The 17,213-nt window shown below is 71.7% G+C and carries 15 protein-coding genes and 1 pseudogene; 8 read left to right on the top strand and 8 right to left on the bottom strand.

Going from position 1 to position 17,213, the window contains the following annotated elements; genetic code table 11:
• Positions 1–14 precede the first annotated feature (14 nt).
• Positions 15–1,955, bottom strand: a pseudogene (locus OG792_RS00525) (FtsK/SpoIIIE domain-containing protein); the annotation flags it as partial.
• 299 nt (positions 1,956–2,254) lie between these two features.
• On the opposite strand from OG792_RS00525, the gene OG792_RS00530 reads away from it, so the two are divergent.
• Positions 2,255–2,731 (top strand): Rv0361 family membrane protein, encoded by a 477-nt coding sequence (locus OG792_RS00530; RefSeq protein ID WP_329106275.1) that lies wholly within the window; start codon positions 2,255–2,257, stop codon positions 2,729–2,731.
• A 22-nt stretch (positions 2,732–2,753) separates the two neighbouring features.
• On the opposite strand, the gene OG792_RS00535 is transcribed toward OG792_RS00530, so the two are convergent.
• From OG792_RS00535 to OG792_RS00565, 7 genes are read right to left on the bottom strand one after another with little or no spacing between them, the layout of a single operon-like run.
• Positions 2,754–3,371 carry a hypothetical protein gene (locus OG792_RS00535; RefSeq protein WP_329106277.1) on the bottom strand — a complete coding sequence of 206 codons (618 nt, stop codon included), beginning with the start codon at positions 3,369–3,371 and terminating at the stop codon, positions 2,754–2,756.
• A gap of 37 nt (positions 3,372–3,408) precedes the next feature.
• Positions 3,409–4,566, bottom strand: coding sequence for a M23 family metallopeptidase (locus OG792_RS00540; protein WP_329106279.1), 1,158 nt, complete (start codon positions 4,564–4,566; stop codon positions 3,409–3,411).
• A 19-nt stretch (positions 4,567–4,585) separates the two neighbouring features.
• The gene (locus OG792_RS00545; RefSeq protein ID WP_329106280.1) at positions 4,586–5,134 is read right to left on the bottom strand and encodes a hypothetical protein; all 549 of its coding nucleotides are present in this window, start codon (positions 5,132–5,134) and stop codon (positions 4,586–4,588) included.
• Between the two features lie 3 nt (positions 5,135–5,137).
• Entirely contained in the window at positions 5,138–7,093 is a 1,956-nt protein-coding gene (locus OG792_RS00550) for an MFS transporter (protein ID WP_329106281.1), read from the bottom strand.
• A gap of 1 nt (position 7,094) precedes the next feature.
• Entirely contained in the window at positions 7,095–10,844 is a 3,750-nt protein-coding gene (locus OG792_RS00555; protein ID WP_442932352.1) for an ATP-binding protein, read from the bottom strand.
• 49 nt (positions 10,845–10,893) lie between these two features.
• Positions 10,894–11,256, bottom strand: coding sequence for a hypothetical protein (locus OG792_RS00560; RefSeq protein ID WP_329106283.1), 363 nt, complete (start codon positions 11,254–11,256; stop codon positions 10,894–10,896).
• Positions 11,257–11,272: 16 nt separating this feature from the next.
• Positions 11,273–11,587, bottom strand: coding sequence for a hypothetical protein (locus OG792_RS00565; RefSeq protein WP_329106285.1), 315 nt, complete (start codon positions 11,585–11,587; stop codon positions 11,273–11,275).
• A gap of 483 nt (positions 11,588–12,070) precedes the next feature.
• Between OG792_RS00565 and folP the strand changes: the two genes are divergently transcribed.
• From folP to OG792_RS00600, 7 genes are all read left to right on the top strand, one after another.
• The gene (gene folP / locus OG792_RS00570) at positions 12,071–12,913 is read left to right on the top strand and encodes a dihydropteroate synthase (protein WP_329111026.1); all 843 of its coding nucleotides are present in this window, start codon (positions 12,071–12,073) and stop codon (positions 12,911–12,913) included.
• Positions 12,910–13,269: a dihydroneopterin aldolase gene (folB, locus tag OG792_RS00575; protein ID WP_329106288.1), complete on the top strand. Its 360-nt coding sequence runs from the start codon at positions 12,910–12,912 to the stop codon at positions 13,267–13,269. Before folP ends, folB begins: the two co-directional genes overlap by 4 nt.
• A gap of 3 nt (positions 13,270–13,272) precedes the next feature.
• The gene (folK, locus tag OG792_RS00580) at positions 13,273–13,797 is read left to right on the top strand and encodes a 2-amino-4-hydroxy-6-hydroxymethyldihydropteridine diphosphokinase (RefSeq protein WP_329106290.1); all 525 of its coding nucleotides are present in this window, start codon (positions 13,273–13,275) and stop codon (positions 13,795–13,797) included.
• A 111-nt stretch (positions 13,798–13,908) separates the two neighbouring features.
• Entirely contained in the window at positions 13,909–14,427 is a 519-nt protein-coding gene (locus OG792_RS00585; protein ID WP_329106291.1) for a DUF3180 domain-containing protein, read from the top strand.
• 439 nt (positions 14,428–14,866) lie between these two features.
• Positions 14,867–16,042, top strand: a complete 1,176-nt coding sequence (locus tag OG792_RS00590; protein ID WP_442932433.1) for an ABC transporter permease — start codon at positions 14,867–14,869, stop codon at positions 16,040–16,042.
• A gap of 76 nt (positions 16,043–16,118) precedes the next feature.
• Positions 16,119–16,433, top strand: a complete 315-nt coding sequence (locus OG792_RS00595) for a hypothetical protein (RefSeq protein ID WP_329106295.1) — start codon at positions 16,119–16,121, stop codon at positions 16,431–16,433.
• 177 nt (positions 16,434–16,610) lie between these two features.
• On the top strand, positions 16,611–17,102 hold the full coding sequence (locus tag OG792_RS00600) for a hypothetical protein (protein WP_329106297.1): 492 nt from the start codon (positions 16,611–16,613) through the stop codon (positions 17,100–17,102).
• Positions 17,103–17,213 lie beyond the last annotated feature (111 nt).

A 17,213-nucleotide genomic window follows, 5' to 3' on the forward strand; every position in this document is an offset into this window, starting at 1 on the left:
TCGTCCGACGGCTGTTTGGCGTGACCGGCGAACACCACCGGCGGTACGGCGTGCGCCGGGCGGGCCTGCCAGAGCCGGTGGCGCAACGTATCGAGCGCGAGCGGGTCGGCCTGCGGATCGGGAAACTGGACCACCCGCTCGTGCCCCCTGGTCGCGCCGCGCGGCCCGCCCAGGCCACCGGCGGTGTTGACCACCGCACTGCCCAGCGGCAGGCCGGCCGCCGCGTCGTTGGTCGGCTCCAGCACCTCACCGCCTCCGGGCAGCGCGATCCGGACCGGGAACTGGCCGTAGACGGAGTCACGCTGGCCGTACCCGGCGTCGGGGACTGCCCGGTTGACCAGGACCAGATGGACGCCGTACGGGCGGCTGCGCCGGGCCAGCGAGTCCAGCAGGCTCAGCGCCTCGACGGCGAGCGGATCCGGATCCCGTACGGCCGGACCGGCGCCGGTGCCGTCGGCGCTGCTGCCGGTGTCGGTGTCGGTGTCGAGCAGGAGGCGGAAGCTGTCCAGGAGGCAGAGGATCCGGGGCATCGGGTGCCGGGCGCGCAGGTCGGCGAAGCGGGTGACCCCGGCCGCCTCGGCCAGGGCGGCGCGCCGGCTCACCTCCGCGTCGAGTTCACCGAGCACACCCAGCCCGTACGCCCGATCAGACCTTGTCCCGACCACTCGGAGGTGCGGCAGCCACGACGAGTCGGAACCGGCCGGCAGGAGTTCCTCGAACGACCCACCGTCGGCGAAGTCGACCAGGTACAGCCCGAGGTCGCCCGGGGAGTACCGGGCGCACAGGCCGTAGAGGACGTTGACCATGAACGCCGACTTCCCGGCGCCGGGGCGGCCGCTGACCAGCCAGTGCGGGGTGAGGTCGTTGAACCGTACCGTCACCGGAATCTCACCGTCCCGGCCCACCGTGGTCACCAGCCCCTCGGTCGGGTCGGACTCCCACAGTGTGTCCGCCCCGTCCGGCAGCAACTCCGCCAGCCGGGGGCGCGAGTTGGCGTTGACCCGTTCGGTCAGCTCCCGGCAGACCCGGTGGAACAGTTGGGCCGGCGGATCCTCGTCCAGGAAGACCGGGGAGTTGAGGCCGGTGGACGGCAGATGCGGGCCCGGATTGCCGAACGAGCTACCGGGCGGATCGCCGACCAGGGCGTACGGGTTGCGCAACGCGATCATCGTGCTGTCCGGCAGGGGCGGCTGGGTGGTCTCCGCCGTCAGTGGTGGCGGGGGCCAGCCGGCGATGACCAGGTGCAGCCCGGCGGTCGGACCGTGCTGGGCCAGGGCTGAGATGCGTACCAGGTCGGCCGCCTCGGTCAGCTCGGGCAGCGAGGCGATCACCAGCAGCAGGGTGCGCTCGTGGCGGTGGTGTCGGGCGCTGCTCGGGCGGGTCGGTCGTACCCACTGCTCGGCCTCGGCCAGGACGGCACGCAGCCCGGTCCGGTCGGTTGCCGGAGGTGGCATCAGTCCCGCGTCGGCCAGCGGCGCGAACGGGGCGAACACCTGCCCGGCGGTGGCCGCGTCGACCGCCCGTACGAGCAGCGAGCCGGCGGGTGCGGCGGCGAGCAACCGGAGCAGCACCGCCCGGACCAGGCCGGCGACCCGAGGGTCCCGGGTGTCGGCGTCGATGGTCAGGTGGCCGGTGCCGAGCAGCGGCACCACCGCGGGGAACCGGGCGTCGTCGAGCGGCTGCGCCGTGCCGATCCGGACGAACTCGGGCAGCTCGGGGCCGCCGAGCGGCGTGTCCGCCGCCTGCGCGGCCAGCGGCGCGCCCAGCCAGCCGGGCACCAGGGCGGCTGCGGCGGCCCGCAGACGTTCGGCGAGTTCGTGCTGTTCGCGCTGGTCGGCGGGGGCAGGCTGGGTCGCGTCCAGGGTGGTCGCGGCGGCCACGGCGGCGGCCGCTGCCTGCCGGTGCAGCGCGGCAGCCTGGTTGGTCCGCGTCTTCAGTTGGGTCACCCCCTCCACCTCTCACTCGTGGCGGGTCACCCGGGGCGGGTACCTCTTCTGGATGCAGACGTTATCCCAGCCGGAGCCGATCTTCGCGGACGTACGGCGGCGCTCCGATGGGGAGCTTGTCGCATCAACTGCATATCGTCATGTTTTGCTGCCATTGAGTTATCAAGCTGTGCTTCTCACCCATTGGGTGGAGACTCGGCAACCGATAGCCTCGGGGTGTGGAATCAGTGCAACCCCCCGCCGGTTCCCAGGTGTCGCGGGTACCGGCGCAGCGCACCAGGCCGGGTCAGGACGCTCCTGATCCGGTCGTGACTCCACCCGTACGGAAGCGGCGGCGGTGGCGACTGGTGCTGGCCGTGATCGCCGGGACGCTCGCGGTGCTCGGCTCGGCCGGTGCGGTGATCGGGTACGTCGCCTACGACCGCTACACCGCACCCGACCAGAGCGCGCCGGACATCACGGTGAACAACTACCTACAGGCGTACATGGCCGACCGCAACGACGTACGGGCCAAGGAGCTCGCTTGTGGCGATACGTCCAAAATGGCGGAATTGGCGGCATTGCGCGCTGACCTGGCCGCGCGCGAGCAGCGGTTCCAGAACACCTTCCGGGTGAGCTGGGGCAAACTAGACGTCGCCGAGCGGGGCGACACCGCCGAAGTCCTGGTTGACCTGACCATCTCAACCAGGATCAACAACCTGACCCAGAGCGGACGGCAGTCCTGGCGCTTCGTCACCGAGCGGGACGACAAATGGCGGGTCTGCGAAGCCACACAGGTCAAGTGACTCCCGCCCCCACGGCCTCCGGTCACTCGATCCAGAGCAGGTGCACCGGAATCTCCAGGGTGGTCGGCGGCTGCCCGCTCCACCCCCAGCGGTACCAGTCCAACTCCGGCGTCACCCGTACGCAGATGTCGCCGTCGGTGCTGGTGTAGACCTCGGTCACCGCGCGCAGGTCGCGCCGCTCGACCGTGTCCGCCACGTGCACGACCCGGCGGCCGGCAACCGAGTCCGCCTCGACCACCGGCAGCGGGGGACGGTGCGCCGGCCGATCGAGCGACACCAGCCGGGACAGCACGTCACCGGCTGGCATGCGTACGCCGAGATCCGGCCCCGCGGCCTCGCCCAGCGTCTCCACCCAGACCCGGTCTGCCGGCACCAGCGGCGCGAAAACCTCGATTTGCTCGGCCTCGGCCCGGTACCACTCCTGCTCGGGGATCACCGGCACGTACGTCCGGCTGCCCTGCACCACCCGCTCGTCGGACCGCAGGTCGGCCCGCCAACCGAGTCCGGGCAGCCCGACCAGGACCCGCCGGCCGCGCAGGTCGAACTGTTCCCCGGAGGGGGTGAGTAGCACCGGGCGGGGCGGTCGGGGCGCCCAGTCCGGCTGACCGGCGAACGGGTCCGGAAGGGGGTCACCGGTCACTGTCGTGCTCCGTACGGCGTGCCAATGCCGGCCAGCCTCATCCCTTGCCCTGTAGCGACGCGCCGCGATCCCGCATGAACGGAACCGGGTTGATCGCGCCCCGACTGCTCCGGTCGGCCTTCACGTGCACCTCAAAGTGCAGGTGCGGACCGGACGAGTTGCCGCTCGACCCGACGATCCCGATCACCTGGCCGGCCTCCACCATGTCGTTCACGTTCACCAGCGGCTTCCTGACCATGTGACAGTAACGCGTGACGATCTGGTTGGCGTGCAGGATGTCGACGAACCAGCCGCAGCCGCCCTTGCCCGGATAGCCGTCAACGTCGCAGCTGTGCACCCCGCGTCGGTCCGGGTCGCATTTGGACACCAGTACCCGACCACTGGCCGCGGACCGGATCTCGGTGCCCTTCGACGCACCGATGTCCACCCCGTTGTGAGCCGGCCGCTCGGCGGTACGGAAGCCCGAGCCGACCGAGCCGGGAATCGGCAACGTCCAGCCGGAGGCGGCGATGTCCGCGCCGGCAGCGCACTGTAGGTCGGTGCCGTCCGCCGGCAGTCCGGCGGCCTTGGCTCCACCCCTGGTCAGGGCATTCACGATCTGGGTCGCGATCGCCTCATGCTTGGCGTACGCGTCCGGAAAGGCACTGCGCTGCACCCGCTGGGCCGCGTCGGTCAGCCGCTTCTTCTGCCAGCCGCTGACGCCCACCAGCTTTTCGTAGAACTTCCGCGATGTGTACTCCGGATCCAGCAGTTGGGTGGGCGTACCCCAGCCCATGCTCGGCCGCTGCTGGAACAGGCCGATCGAGTCGTGGTCGTTGTCCGAGCCCAGGTGGGGCAGGTTGCTCAGCCGTGACTCCTGCATGGCGGTGGCCACCGCGATCACCCAGCCGCGCGGGGGCACCCGCATCTGCGCGCCGACGTTGATGATCACCGCCGCGTTGCGCATCTGCGCCGCGTCGTACGGGTCGACGATCGGCAGACCGTCCTTGATCTCGATCGGCTTGTCCTGACCACAGCCGAGGGTGGTCACCAACTGGTCGTCGGAACTGCCGATGAACTCCGACAGCAGCAACGCACCGGTCCCCCCGGTGCAGCACAGCAGGGCCAGCGCGGCGGTCAGCGCGACCGCCAGGGCCGGCAGCCGTTTCTGCCGAGCGGGGACATCCGGGTCCTGGTCACCATGCTCGTCGCTCATCCCTCACCCCGGACCGTGGTCATCCGCGCTCCCAGTCCACCGCGTCAACCAGCCACCGCCCCTGCGGCGCGACCAGTTCGAGGCGCAACGTGCCGGCGTCGACCGGCACGGTCACCTCGACGAACTCCTCGTTGCGTGTGATGACCGTCAGTTCGCCGGTGAGCCGTTCTGCCGGCACACCGGCCGGGTCCACCCCGCTGAGTCGATCCGCCAGCCCGCTCGTCGACAACGGTCGTAGCGCGTTGTACCACTGCGTGGCCGGGACGCCGTCGTGCTTGAGCCAGGCGGTGGCGAACTTCCGGGCGATCTCCTCCGGCGCGGCCGCCCCCGGACTCGTCCGGGGCGTCGGCGGCGGCTCGGTGGTGAGGATGCCGTCGTTGCCGGTGGTCGGGTCGACGGTGGAGATGGGTGCGACCGGTGCGCCAGCCAGGCCGGCGTCGTCGCCGGTCACACCGGAGAAGAGCCGGGCCGCCCCGATCACGCCCAGGATCACCACCACCAGGGCCAGTGCGATCCCGAGCCGGGATCGCAGGATGCCGGTGACCAGGGTTTCAAACGCGCGCCGCACGGCTCACCTCGCTTCGGACCGGATTCGCGGAGTGGTCGGGGTCGGAGTTGTCTCCGGCCGCCCGGCGGAATCGGGACGGTAGAGCACGTAGGTCGGCTTCTCCGTCGGCACGTCCGGGTCGGTCCACTCGCCCGCCCGGCTACGCCGGGGACGCGGCGCGCCGGTCGACTCCCGCGACGGCGCGTCCTCGCTCGGCCCGGTTGATCCGTCGGTACCCTCCCGGCCGTCCGGACGCGGGTTGGAGCGGGTGTCCGCGGAGTGCGACGGATCCTCCAGCCTGGCCTCCGGGCGCAGGTTGGTCTGTTCGGCGACCACCTCGCGGCGTTTGCCCAGCGCCCGGTCGCCACCGGAATCGGACTGGTCCGACCGGGACGACTCACGCAGGTCGCGCAGGAACCTGCGGTGCCAGGACTGCTCCGCCTCGACCGTACGGGTGCTGGTCTTGCCGCCGAGCTGCGTGATCCGCCGGTACGGCCGCAGCAGCAGCCAACCCACCACACCGGTCAGGAAGACGAGGACAACCTGTAGCCAGCCGGGCAGGGTCGCGGTGCTCATGATCAGGTCGACGGCAAAGAGGTAGATGGCCGCCCCGGTGCCGAAGATGGCGATGTTGAACACCGCCGCGACCACCGCGTTGGCCAACCGGCGCAGGCCGGCGCTGGCCGGTCGCATCAGGCCGACCGTGCCGAGCACCGGTGCGGCGATCACCGCCCACCGGAAGATGAGGAAGCCGAGCAGCACCAGCAGCGAGGCGGTGAGGTCGAACATGGCGAAGAGCAGGGCGGCGAGGAAGGCGATGAAGGCGGCGCCGATCCGTTCCATGTCCCGGGTGCCCTGTAGGTACTCGTACGCCTCTGGATCCTCGACCTTGATCTGCTGGGCGACCTTGTTCCACTGGTTCTTTTTCGCCTCGAAGATGGTGTCCCGGGTGGTCGGGTTGGCACGCAGCCGCTCGGTTTCCTCCCAGGTCAGCGACTTGGCGTCGTACAGTGCCTCGCCGTACTTCTTGGCGGTCTCGCTATCGGCCGAGCCGAGCAGGCCGCGCAGCCAGTTGCGGTAGAGCATCGTCTCGGTCGAGATGTCGCTCGCCCGTACCGCCGGGGGACGGTTGTCGGCGCACCAGGTCGGGTCGGGTACGGCGCACTCGTCGGGCGGTACGTCCTTGGTCGACGGGCCGACCGCGCCATGGACCACACTCAACGTGGTGATCAGAGCGTTGTCGGCCACGTTCGCGGACTGCACCGGCCAGGCGGCCAGGGCGGTCACCGCGACCATCACCAGCAGTGCCCAGGCGGCCGTGGTCATCGCGTGACTCATCTCGGACTGCCGGGACCGCCACAGCAGATAGAGCCCGACAATACAGAGAGTGATGATGCCAAAGACGCTGAAGACCTTCTCGTAGACCGCCTTCGTCGCCTGTTCGACCAGGGGGTTCGCCCAGTCCCACATGGTGCGCGGATCCCAGGCCCGCTCGCGCAGCGCGTTCGAAGCACCGATGATCGCCGTCGCGGCCATCAGTTCGCCGCTGGCCACCTTGGTGAGCGCGAGGCTCGCCGGATTGACGACGCCAGCGGCACAGCCGCCCTCCTGGTCGTACGTCTCGTAGCTGTATCCCGCGTACCCGTAGTCGCTGTAGAGCCCACGTACGCCGGGTTCCTTCACGGAGTCCGGGCGGGCGGCGAACCAGCCGGCCAGGCCCGAGTCGGGGGTGCCCGGGGTCGGCGGGTCCAGGCAGTCGGCGGTCGCGCCGGTGACGTCCTGGAGCTTGTCCACGCAGGCCCGGAAGTCCGCCTGCCATTCCTCCGTCGTGCAGAGGTCGGTCGGCGCCCGGGTAGGCAGCCCGGCGGTCGGCGCGGCCGTGGCCGGGGCCGCGCCGAACAGGGGCCAGGACACGGTCGCCACCGCGAGTACGGCGAGGGCGAGGAGGAACGCGATGCTGCGTACGCCGGCCCGCGCCATGTCAAGCCTCCAGGTCCGCGAGGGGGATGGGGAGGTTGGCCGGGGTCGAGGCCGCGCTCGCCGGAGTGGTGTCCAGGTGGTCGAGCAGGCCCTCGACGTACGACACGTCGACCCGTATCTTCTGCACCCGTCCGTCGACGTCCCGCATCACGAACTCACGGAAGCCGAGCCGGGCGGCCGAGGCGGCGTCCACGCTGGACAGCGAGGCGAGGGTCGCCTCGTAGCCGTCGTTGACCGGCACCCGGAGCAGTCGCAGCGCCTCGGAGGCGATCTCGGTGTCCTCGGCGATCCGGCCCACGAACACGGTCGACACCAGGTTCTGTACGTCCAGCCCGAGGATGTCGCGCGGATTCTGCGACGCCACCAGGGCGGAGAGGTTCCACTTGCGGGAGTCCCGGGCGAGCCGGACCAGGAACGACCGGCCGGAGCGCCAGCCCTCCATGAAGTGGGCCTCGTCCAGCCCGACCATCTTCCGCGACGACATCGAGCCGCCGTAGCAGCGGCGGACCGCGAGCCGGTGCGCGGTGTGCAGCATCGGCAGCGCGAGCGCCTCCTCCGCCGACCAGTACTCGCGCTCGATCTTCAGGTCGGGCAGCCGCAGCCCGGCCATGGTGATCACGGTGAGCGCGGCGTCGGCGCCAAGCAGACCGGGCGGCGGGCGGCCGAAGAAGAGCAACGCCAGCGGCATCTCGGCGGTGTCGAGCAGGAGGTTCGCCAGCTCCTTGCCCTCGTCGTTGTCGAGCGTGGCCAGGCAGGCGACGACATCATCCAGGGTGGACGTCTCCTCGGCCGGCACCTGGCGTACGGCGTGCCGCAGCAGGGTGGCGGTCGACGCCTCGCGGGCGACCTGTGGCGGCACCAGCATCATGCAGATGTCCTGCACCAGCATCCGCCGCTCGGCGCGGGAGTTGGACAGGGCGATCTCGAACTCCCGGTCACCACCGGCCCCGGTCGGGAACTCCGACCGCAGCGGGGTGGGGATCAGCGCGTACGGCGCGAGGGTGCCCTGTTCCGAGCCGGTCAGGTTCAGCACCCGCGAGTACGGCCGCAGTTCGGGCATTGCACACAGTCGGGCCAGCGGGCCGGACGGGTCGAGCAGGGTAACCTGCACTCCGCGTCGGGCGGCCAGGTAACCCAGGGCGCCGAGCAGGGTCGACTTGCCGCCACCGGGTTCGGCGACGAAGACGGCAAGTCCGGAGCGTTCGCGTACCTCCATCGGGAAGTGCAGGTCGAGGAAGACCGGTCGGCGGCAGGTTCCCGCCGTACGGCCGATCAGGTCGCCCCGGCGGTCGCCGACCGTGGACGCGGCCTGGGGTAGGGCGGCGGCCAGCAGGTTCACCGGCATCCGTCGGATGTAGCCGGTGTTGGCGATCGGTTCGCCGGGGATGAACTCGCGGGCCAGCCAGTCCTGGTTCTTCGGGTGCTGGAGCGAGATGCGCAGTTCCCGGGAGTAGAGCTGGATGAGCCGGCGGGCCCGTTCGAGGCATTCCTCGCGGGTACGGCCGCCGACCGCTATCCGGTGCCAGCCGTGCGCGCGGGCGGAGTCGACCGGCAGGCCGGTGGTCATCTCGTCGCCGATGATCAGGGCACGTTTGGCGAGCCGTTCCAGCTCCGGTGGGGCGTCGATGCCGTGCTCGGCGTAGTCGAGCTGCTGGGACCGGATCATCCGCAGCCGGTGTTCGAGGTTGCGGAACGAGTCGCCCGATCCAAGGATGTCGATCCGGGTGGACAGTTCCATCGGCCACGGCAGCCGTTCGTGGAAGTGCAGCCACGGCTCGTGCCGCTCGGGAATCTCCAGCGGCTCCATCCGGCCGACGGCGAGCACTGCGACGTGTCGCTCCTCGCCGGTCATCCGGTTGACCAGCTTGACGGTGGAGCCGTACGGGCTGCGGTAGCGCTCGACCTGCTCGGTCAGGGCCAGCAGGTCGCCGCGCTCCCACTGCCCGTTGGTGACCGGGGACAGGGTGCCGGGCGGGGCCATGCAGAGCGCGACCGAGCGGTAGAGCAGCCATTCCAGCTCGGTTGCGGTGACCCGCCGGCCGCGCATGCCGAACGCGCCGAGCACCTCGTCGAACTGTTCGACGGTGCGGCCGAGCTTGCGCCGTTCCCCGTCGGCCACGCCACGGCCGAAGGTGCGCAGGATCCGTTCGGTGAGCGAGTTGCCGAGGGAACGGCGGGCGAAGGTGACCCCGAGGTAGGTCTGGCCCTCGGCGTGGTTCACCGAGAGCAGGTGCCGCTGGGCGGCGACGAGGTGGTCCGACCAGCTTGCCGCGCCGGGTACGGCGGCCAGCGGGTTCGGGGTGTGCGCGTCGACCGTGCGGGCCCACTCGTCGGCCGGGAACGGGCGGGTGGTCCGGCGCAGGTGCAGCCGGAACCCGGCGAGGCCGGCGTACTGCTCGGAGATGGCGGCGAGCAGTGCCTCCCGTTCGGCGTCGGGGCGGAACGCCCAGCGCACCTCGGGCAGCCAGTACCAGGCGGTCACCGTGTTCGGGGTGAAGGTCAGGTGACCGGCGATCTCGGTGATGGCGAGTTCGATCGACGGGTCGCGGTCGGTGAACTTCACCTTCGGCGGGCGTACCTGGGTGGGTTTCGGTTCGGATTCGCGGCGCCGCGACCGGCCGGTCCGTTCTCCCGTACCGGTCCGCTCGTGACCGGGGCGCGACCCGGCGTCGCCCGGCCGCTGGCGCTGGTCGCCGTCCCGTGGTTCCTGCTCGGCCTGCCGTGGTTCCGGGGCCTGGCGGGGGTTCGGGCGGCTCTGCCGGAAGCCGGTGTCGGTGGGCCGATCCGGTCCGGGTGTGCCGGTGCCGGCCGGGTGGGCGGCGGTCCGGGCCGCCGGTGCCTCGGCACTCCGTCGGGCGTCCCACTGGTCGTCGCGGTACGGATCGTCGGGCGTCTGCGGACGTGGCGCCTCGGGGGAGATCACCGGGTTGGTCGGCTGCTCGGGGATGCGTCGACGCGTACCCGGGCCGGCCGAGGTGGCGGCCCGCTGGGTGGGCGGGCCGGCGGCGATCCGTCGGCGGGCGGGGTCGATCGCGGGTACGGCCGACTCCGCCGTACGGGTCCGCGGGGCGGGCTCGGGCAGTTCGTCGGGTTCCCAGGCCGGCAGTTCGGCGGGGTGCGCCGCCCATCCGGTGTTGGTCGGGCCGGATGCCTCCGGGGCCGTCCGGTGCGGTTCGGGCTGGTCGGCTACGGGCCGGCCGGGTGCGGGCCGGGTACCCGCCGGGCGGGGCGGCGGTCCCTGGTGCGGGGCGATCGGCGGCTGTGGCGCTCCGGCGTGCGGCGGCTGTGGCGCTCCGGCGATCGGTGGTTGGGGCGCTCCGGCGTGCGCGACGGCCGACGACTGGACAGCCGGCGGCGGGGTCGGGCGGGGCGCCGGCGGGACCGGCAGTGCGCCACCGAACAGGTCGAGGAACGGCGAGTCGATGTCGGGTCCGTCGGCCGGCGGCGCAGCGGCGCTGGGAATGGCCGGTGCGGCCGGTCGTCCGCGCGTCGGTTGGGGTGCCTGGAACGCCGCGACACCACCGTTTCCGGGGGTGGCGACGAGCGCGTCGTTGACGGTTTCGTCCTCGTCAAGATCGGGCTCGGCGTAGCTGATCGGTCGCGTACCGTTACCTCTGGGGGCGGCCGGACCGTCGGCCGGGTGAGCGGAACCCGGCGTCGCGGGGCGGGTCATGCCGTTGCCTCGCCCGACCGGAAAGCTCCCGCCACAGTCCTCGACCAGTTCTCCACGCGCCGCCTCGATTCGTTCCACGCGGCCGGTCCGGCCGCCACCCCGAGCCCTACGCTCGTCCGCTGCCTACTCATGCCAGGTCCTCCCGGATCCGGATCCGGGTCGCGATCAGCCGGGGATCGCGCTGCTCCGTGGCCGGCTCACGGGTGCGTCGCCAGTCGGTCAGCGCGGTGCGGATGACCATGCGGGCGGGCCGATCCGGGTCGACGTGCCGGAAGATGAAGGACGTGGTGACGATCGCGAGTGCGATTTCCCAGGCCGGAAAGAGTTCGACCTTCAGGGTGAACAGCCAGTGGATGAAGATGTAGAGCGGCACCAGCAGCATGAACAGCCCGTACTGGGCGTACGGCAGGTGTACCGGCAGGGTGTAGCCGGGCGGCCCGAGATAGACCAGACGGGCTCGGTAGATGTCGTCGTCGGTACGCAGGCGCATCTGGATGCTCCGCGGTCTACTCGAAGATCAGTTTGATCAGGTAGTCGCCGACGAAGAACAGCGTGGCGGCACCGGCGATGAAGGCCAGGCCGACGATGGCGATCGCCGAACTGGTCAGGACCTTCGAGATCTCACCCCGGCTGGCCCGACTGATGAAGATCACCCCGAGTACGGCGAGCAGGATGGGCGCGATCTTGCTGGCAAAGAAGCTGACCACACCGTCGGTGTTGATGCCCGTGGGTGCCGGCTCGGCGGCGAGCACGGTGGAAACCGTCTGGAGTACGTGCGTGGTGCTGGCCCACGCCGTCCCCATCAGCTCCATGGCGATCATCGGAATCCTCCCCGGTGTGGCGACCCGAGTCGCCGCACTGCACTTGTCAAACCCGGCCGACCAGGGGGGTCGGCGGTGCGGTTCCGGGTTGACCCTCCGTCTCGATCATCACCGCGAGCGGTGACGGTTTCTGGGCGTTTTGATCCGCTTCGGCCCATCTCCTCAAGCTTCGACGTCCGGCTGTGGCGCAATTCCAAAGGGTACGGCCCGTGCCTGCTTGGAACAAGCCAAGTGGAGTGTCACCGTTACGGCCCGACTGTCCGGTCTAGTTGACCACCCACTGCCCAGGTGGAGCGCGGTGCGCCGAGGGCCGGTGGGTAACGTCTAGCCGTGACTGAGTTGGCTCACGGCCCCGCCGGCGCTCCCGGCCGGCCACCGGCCCCACCCTCGCGGGCACTTCCGGCCGCCCCCGACCATGCCCCGCCGAGCGGCGCCGACCCGAACGGCGCGGACGAGCTGCTGCGTACGGAGCGGCCGGTGGTGATGGGGGTCCTCAATGTCACCCCCGACTCGTTCTCCGACGGCGGGCGGTACGCCGACCTCGACGCCGCCGTACGGCACGGGTTGCGGATGTACCGGGACGGCGCCCGGCTGGTCGACGTCGGCGGCGAGTCGACCCGGCCCGGTGCCGACCGGGTGGACGCCGAGACCGAGACGGCCCGGGTACTGCCCGTCATCCGCGAACTGGCGGCGCACGGCGTACCGATGAGCATCGACACCTACCGGGCCCGCGTGGCGGCGGCGGCGCTGGACGCGGGCGTGACGGTGGTCAACGACGTCTCCGGCGGCCTGGCCGACCCGGACATGGCGAAGGTCGTCGCCGACGCGGGCTGCCCCTGGGTGCTGATGCACTGGCGCGGGCACGCCAAGCAGATGCGGGACCTGGCCAACTACACCGACGTGGTGACCGACGTGAAGACCGAGTTGGATCAGCGGATCGCCGACGCGCTGGCCGCCGGCGTGGCCGCCGACCGGATCGTGATCGACCCCGGACTCGGCTTCGCCAAACGGCCGGCCGACAACTGGCAGCTCACCGCCCGGCTGCCCGAGCTGCTGGAACTCGGCTACCCGGTGCTCTTCGCCGCCAGCCGCAAGTCGTACCTCGGTGCGCTGCTGGCCGGCCCGGACGGCAGCCCGCGCCCGACCGACGAGCGCGCGGAGGCCACCATCGCCACCAGCGTGCTCGCGGTGGCCGCCGGCGCCTGGGGCGTCCGGGTGCACGACGTACGCGGCACCGCCGACGCGCTGGCCGTCTGGCAGGCGAGCGGGCGACCGCGGCTGGTCGGCTCGGTACCCGCACCGGTCGGTTCGGAGCCCACGCGATGACCGACCGGATCGAGCTGACCGGCCTGCGCGCCCGGGGCCACCACGGGGTGTTCGACTTCGAACGGGCCCAGGGGCAGGACTTCGTCGTCGACGTGGTGCTGGAACTCGACCTCGCCCCGGCGGCGCGCTCGGACGACGTGACCGACACCGTGCACTACGGGGAACTGGCCGGAGCCCTGGTCGCCATCGTCGGCGGCGAACCGGTCAACCTGATCGAGACGCTCGCCGAGCGGCTCGCCACCGCCTGCCTGGCCGACCCGCGGGTCGGTGCGGCCACGGTGACCGTGCACAAACCACAGGCGCCCATCCCGCACGAGTTCGCGGACGTGGCCGTCACCCTGACCAGGCGGAGGTAACCGGTGACCCAGGTGGTGCTCTCGCTCGGCAGTAACCTCGGCGACCGGCTCGGGCACCTGCGCTCGGCCGTCGCCGCACTCCAGGACGTACTGCTGGTGGTTTCCGGGGTCTACGAGACGCCGCCGTGGGGCGACCCGGACCAGCCGGCGTACCTCAATGCCGCCCTGCTCGCGGCGGACCCGGCGGCCCGGCCACGGGACTGGCTCGACCGGACCCGCGCGATCGAGGACGCGGCCGGCCGGACCCGCGACCCGGCCCGGCCGTACGGACCACGCAGCCTGGACGTGGACGTGATCGGGGTCTGGGCCGAGGACGGCGAGCCGGTGTACAGCGACGATCCGGAACTGACCCTGCCGCACCCACGGGCGCATCTGCGGGCGTTCGTGTTGCGCCCGTGGATCGACATCCAGCCGTACGGCAAGCTGCCCGGCCACGGCTGGTTGACCGACGTGATGAATACCGAACCGGTCGCGACCGACGTGCTGGACGTGCGCCCCCGACCGGATCTCCAGTTAGAGTCGATGTGACGAGCAGGCGAACTGGTGCGGTGCGGGGGAGACGGGCATGACCGAGCGGAGCGAGGTCACCGGTCGGCCCGGACGTGCCGGTCATGACGACGAGCGGAGCGAGGAGACGGCATGACCGAGCGGCAGTCCCCGCCGCGCGGGCCGACGGACGAGCGTCCCCGGATGGGCCCGACCCGGATTTCCACCCTGGTGGTCGCCGCGCTGGCCGCGGCCGCCCTGGCCTGGCTGCTGATCAGCCTGTTCTACAACGACATCCCGCCGCTGCCGTGGCTGCCGCCGGCGACCATCGCGGCGCTCGCGGTGCTGGAGGGTTACGCGGCGATCGACACCCGGCTGCGGATCGACCGCCGGCCCGGTCGGGATCCGGTCGACCCGCTCACCGTGGCGCGTTTCGTCGTACTGGCCAAGGCGTCCTCGATGGCCGCGGCCATCTTCGCCGGGTTCTACGCCGGAGTCGACGCCTGGCTGGTGGTCGAGCCGACCAGGGCCGCCGGCAACGACATCCCGGCGGCCACCGCCGGGCTGGTCGCGTCGTTGGGACTGGTCGTGGCGGCGCTCCTGCTGGAACGCGCCTGCCGGGTGCCGAAGCGCCCCGACGACGAGCGGGAGGACACCGACCGGGAGCCGTAGCGGGCCGGCGTGAATCGTCGCCGGTACAGGGGGTGACGCCGGTGCCGGATCCGAGTAGCGTGCCTGCGACCGGTGGAAACTCGATTTTCCGTCGGGTCGGGTCCGGCGCTGTGACCGGTTCGGGCCCCGGCGACCGTCGCGGGGGCTGGGATGGTCGGCACGACGACCGCGGGAGGCGCGCGACATGGCGTACGACGAGTCGATCTATCGGCGGCACGAGCCGGCCGGGCCGGAGCCGGTCGGACCGGGGCACCGCGACGACCCGTGGTACGGCGAGCAGGACTACTCCGACGATCCCGCTTCCCGCCCGACGTCCGGCTACCAACCGGTCGGCTACTCCGCCGGTTACCCGGCCGACGAATACCCGCCCGACAGCTACTCCGGTGGTGGCTACCGGCGGGGGTCGACAACCGCCGAGTTCTCCGCCGCCCCGGAGCCGATGACCTCGGCCCGGCAGACCGTGTCGCCGGCCGTACTCGACGACGTCTTCGACGACCCGGCACACGGTGAGCCCGGCCGGGACCGGTTGGGTGTGCACTTCGGCTGGGAGTTCGTGCTGCTGCTGGCCGGCGGCCTGCTCGCGTACGCGCTCTACCGGGCGGACCCGGACCTGCTGCGCGGCGCGGCGCTGGACCGGTTGCTGGTCGACGGGGCGGCGATCGGTGCCCTCACCCTGGGCGCCGGCCTGACCCTGCGCGCCGGGGCGCCGAACCTCGCCCTCGGCCCGGTCGCCGTCGCGGCGGCCCTGCACTTCGCCGAGAACGGGGACCGGGGGGTCGTCGCCGCGATGCTCCCGGCGGTGCTGTTCGCGGTCGCGACCGGTCTGGTGCTCGCGCTGCTGGTGGTGGGTTTCCACGTACCGGCGTGGGGGGCCAGCCTGGGGGTCGCGCTCGGGGTGCTGGTCTTCATCCAGCAGCGGTCCGGCCCGGTCGACGTGCAGGGGGACTACGACCCGACCCAGCACGCCCTGTACCTGTTCGGCGGTTTCGCCGCGTTGGCGCTGCTGGGCGGCCTGCTCGGCATGATCAAGGCGGTCCGCCGCTCGGTCGGCCGGTTCCGTCCGGTTGGCGACCCGGCCCGCCGTCGCGGCGGGGTGGCCGCCACCATCACCACGCTGTCGATCGTCATCTCGATGGTCGCGGCGACCCTGGCCGGCGTGCTGTTGGCCGCCGACGGGACCGGGCGGGTGGCGCCGACCTCCGGGCTGGAGTGGTCCGGGCTGGCGATCGGCGCCGCGCTGGTCGGCGGCACCAGCGCGTACGGCCGCCGGGGTGGGGTTTTCGGCACCCTGTTCGCGGTGACCGCGCTGACCCTCTTCCTCGCGTACGAGAACCAGGCGAACTGGGACATCGCGCTCGCCGCCACCGCCGCCGTTGCGGTGGCCGTCGGGCTGGTCGTGACCCGGCTGGTGGAGACGTTCGGGCGGCCCCGGTCGGCCGGTGACGTGGAGGAGGAGTGGCAGCCCGAGCCCGTCGCGCCGGGCCCGCCACCGCCGGCACCGAACTGGAGCGAGGAGCCGCCGGAGCGGCCGGAGTGGTCCTCCGTGCTGCCCGAGCAGCCGCCGGCCGGGCGTACGGACCCGTGGGGCAACGACCGCTGGGGCTCCGACCGCTGACCCGCGCGGAGGCGCTCGGCGGGTCACCCGGGTACTCCGGGTGCCGCCCGGACGGGTGCCGGTTAGGCTCGGCGCTATGACCGAATCGTCAGCCGGTGCCCGGAGCGGATCAGACTTCGCGCAGCTCGATGCGTTGTCCACTGAGGAGTTGCGGGAGCGGGCGTTCGCCCGGGCCCGGGAGCGACTCGACGTCGCCTTCTTCTGGTCGGTGCTGCGTCACCTGCCGAACGCGGACGAGGCCACCGTCCTGGACGGCTCGCCGAACTCGGTCGGCCCGACGGTGGACGAGGCGGTGGCGCTCTGGCGGCAGCTCACCGGCCACGGGTACGCGGAGCCCGACACCGAACCACTGCTGCGGGCCGCCTTCATCGACTACCTGCTCAAGCACTGACCGGAGCGTCGCGCACCACCGAATGGTGGGTTCAATTCGATGTCCGGTCTTCCGGACATCTGTTTATTGCTGCGTGATTCTCGGCTAAGTGGCGTTGGTGCCTGTTATCGGCCTGGGCATCAACAGGTGAGCGGGACTCGGGTTTGCCCGCCGGAGCGCGTTGGGAACTAACGCGCCATGGCTCTCACCAATCGCTACAAATCCGCAACGGGTGCGGGCACGCTGGCCGCGCTCATTCTGGTCCTGGTCTTCGGCAGCCCCTGGTACGTCGACTGGGCCGGGGACAACACCGATCCGAACACGGCCGGCGGCTGGTTCCTGCGGCTGCTCTCCTGGCCGGCCTGGCGGTTCGACTCCGACGACTCCGTGCAGAACCTCATCGCCGCCGACCTCCGGGCTATCCTCGTCGTCGTACTCACCGCGCTCTTCCTCTATCTGCTGCCCGGTTCGCAACTCGCCCGAGCGCGGGGCACGCTCAGCCAGCTCTTCGCCGGGTGGGCGTCGTACGTCTTCGCCGGCGCCTTCGCCGCGCTGCTCACCACGCTGATCCAGGCCGACCCCACCCTGCTCGGCGCCTTCCGCGCAGCCGGCGAGGGAGCCGGCTACGGCCTCTTCGTCGGCTGGATCATCGGCCTCACCACCCTGGGCACCCGCCGCGGCCGTCCCTGACCCCCCCGCCGCACCCCACCCCACCCCCGGTGGGCGCTCGTGTAGCGAAAGAGTCGAAATTCCTTCGGGAGCAGCCACTCTTTCTCCACACGAGCGCCCCGCCCGAGGGTG

The sequence above is a fragment of the Micromonospora sp. NBC_01699 genome (assembly GCF_036250065.1).
GTDB lineage: Bacteria > Actinomycetota > Actinomycetes > Mycobacteriales > Micromonosporaceae > Micromonospora_G.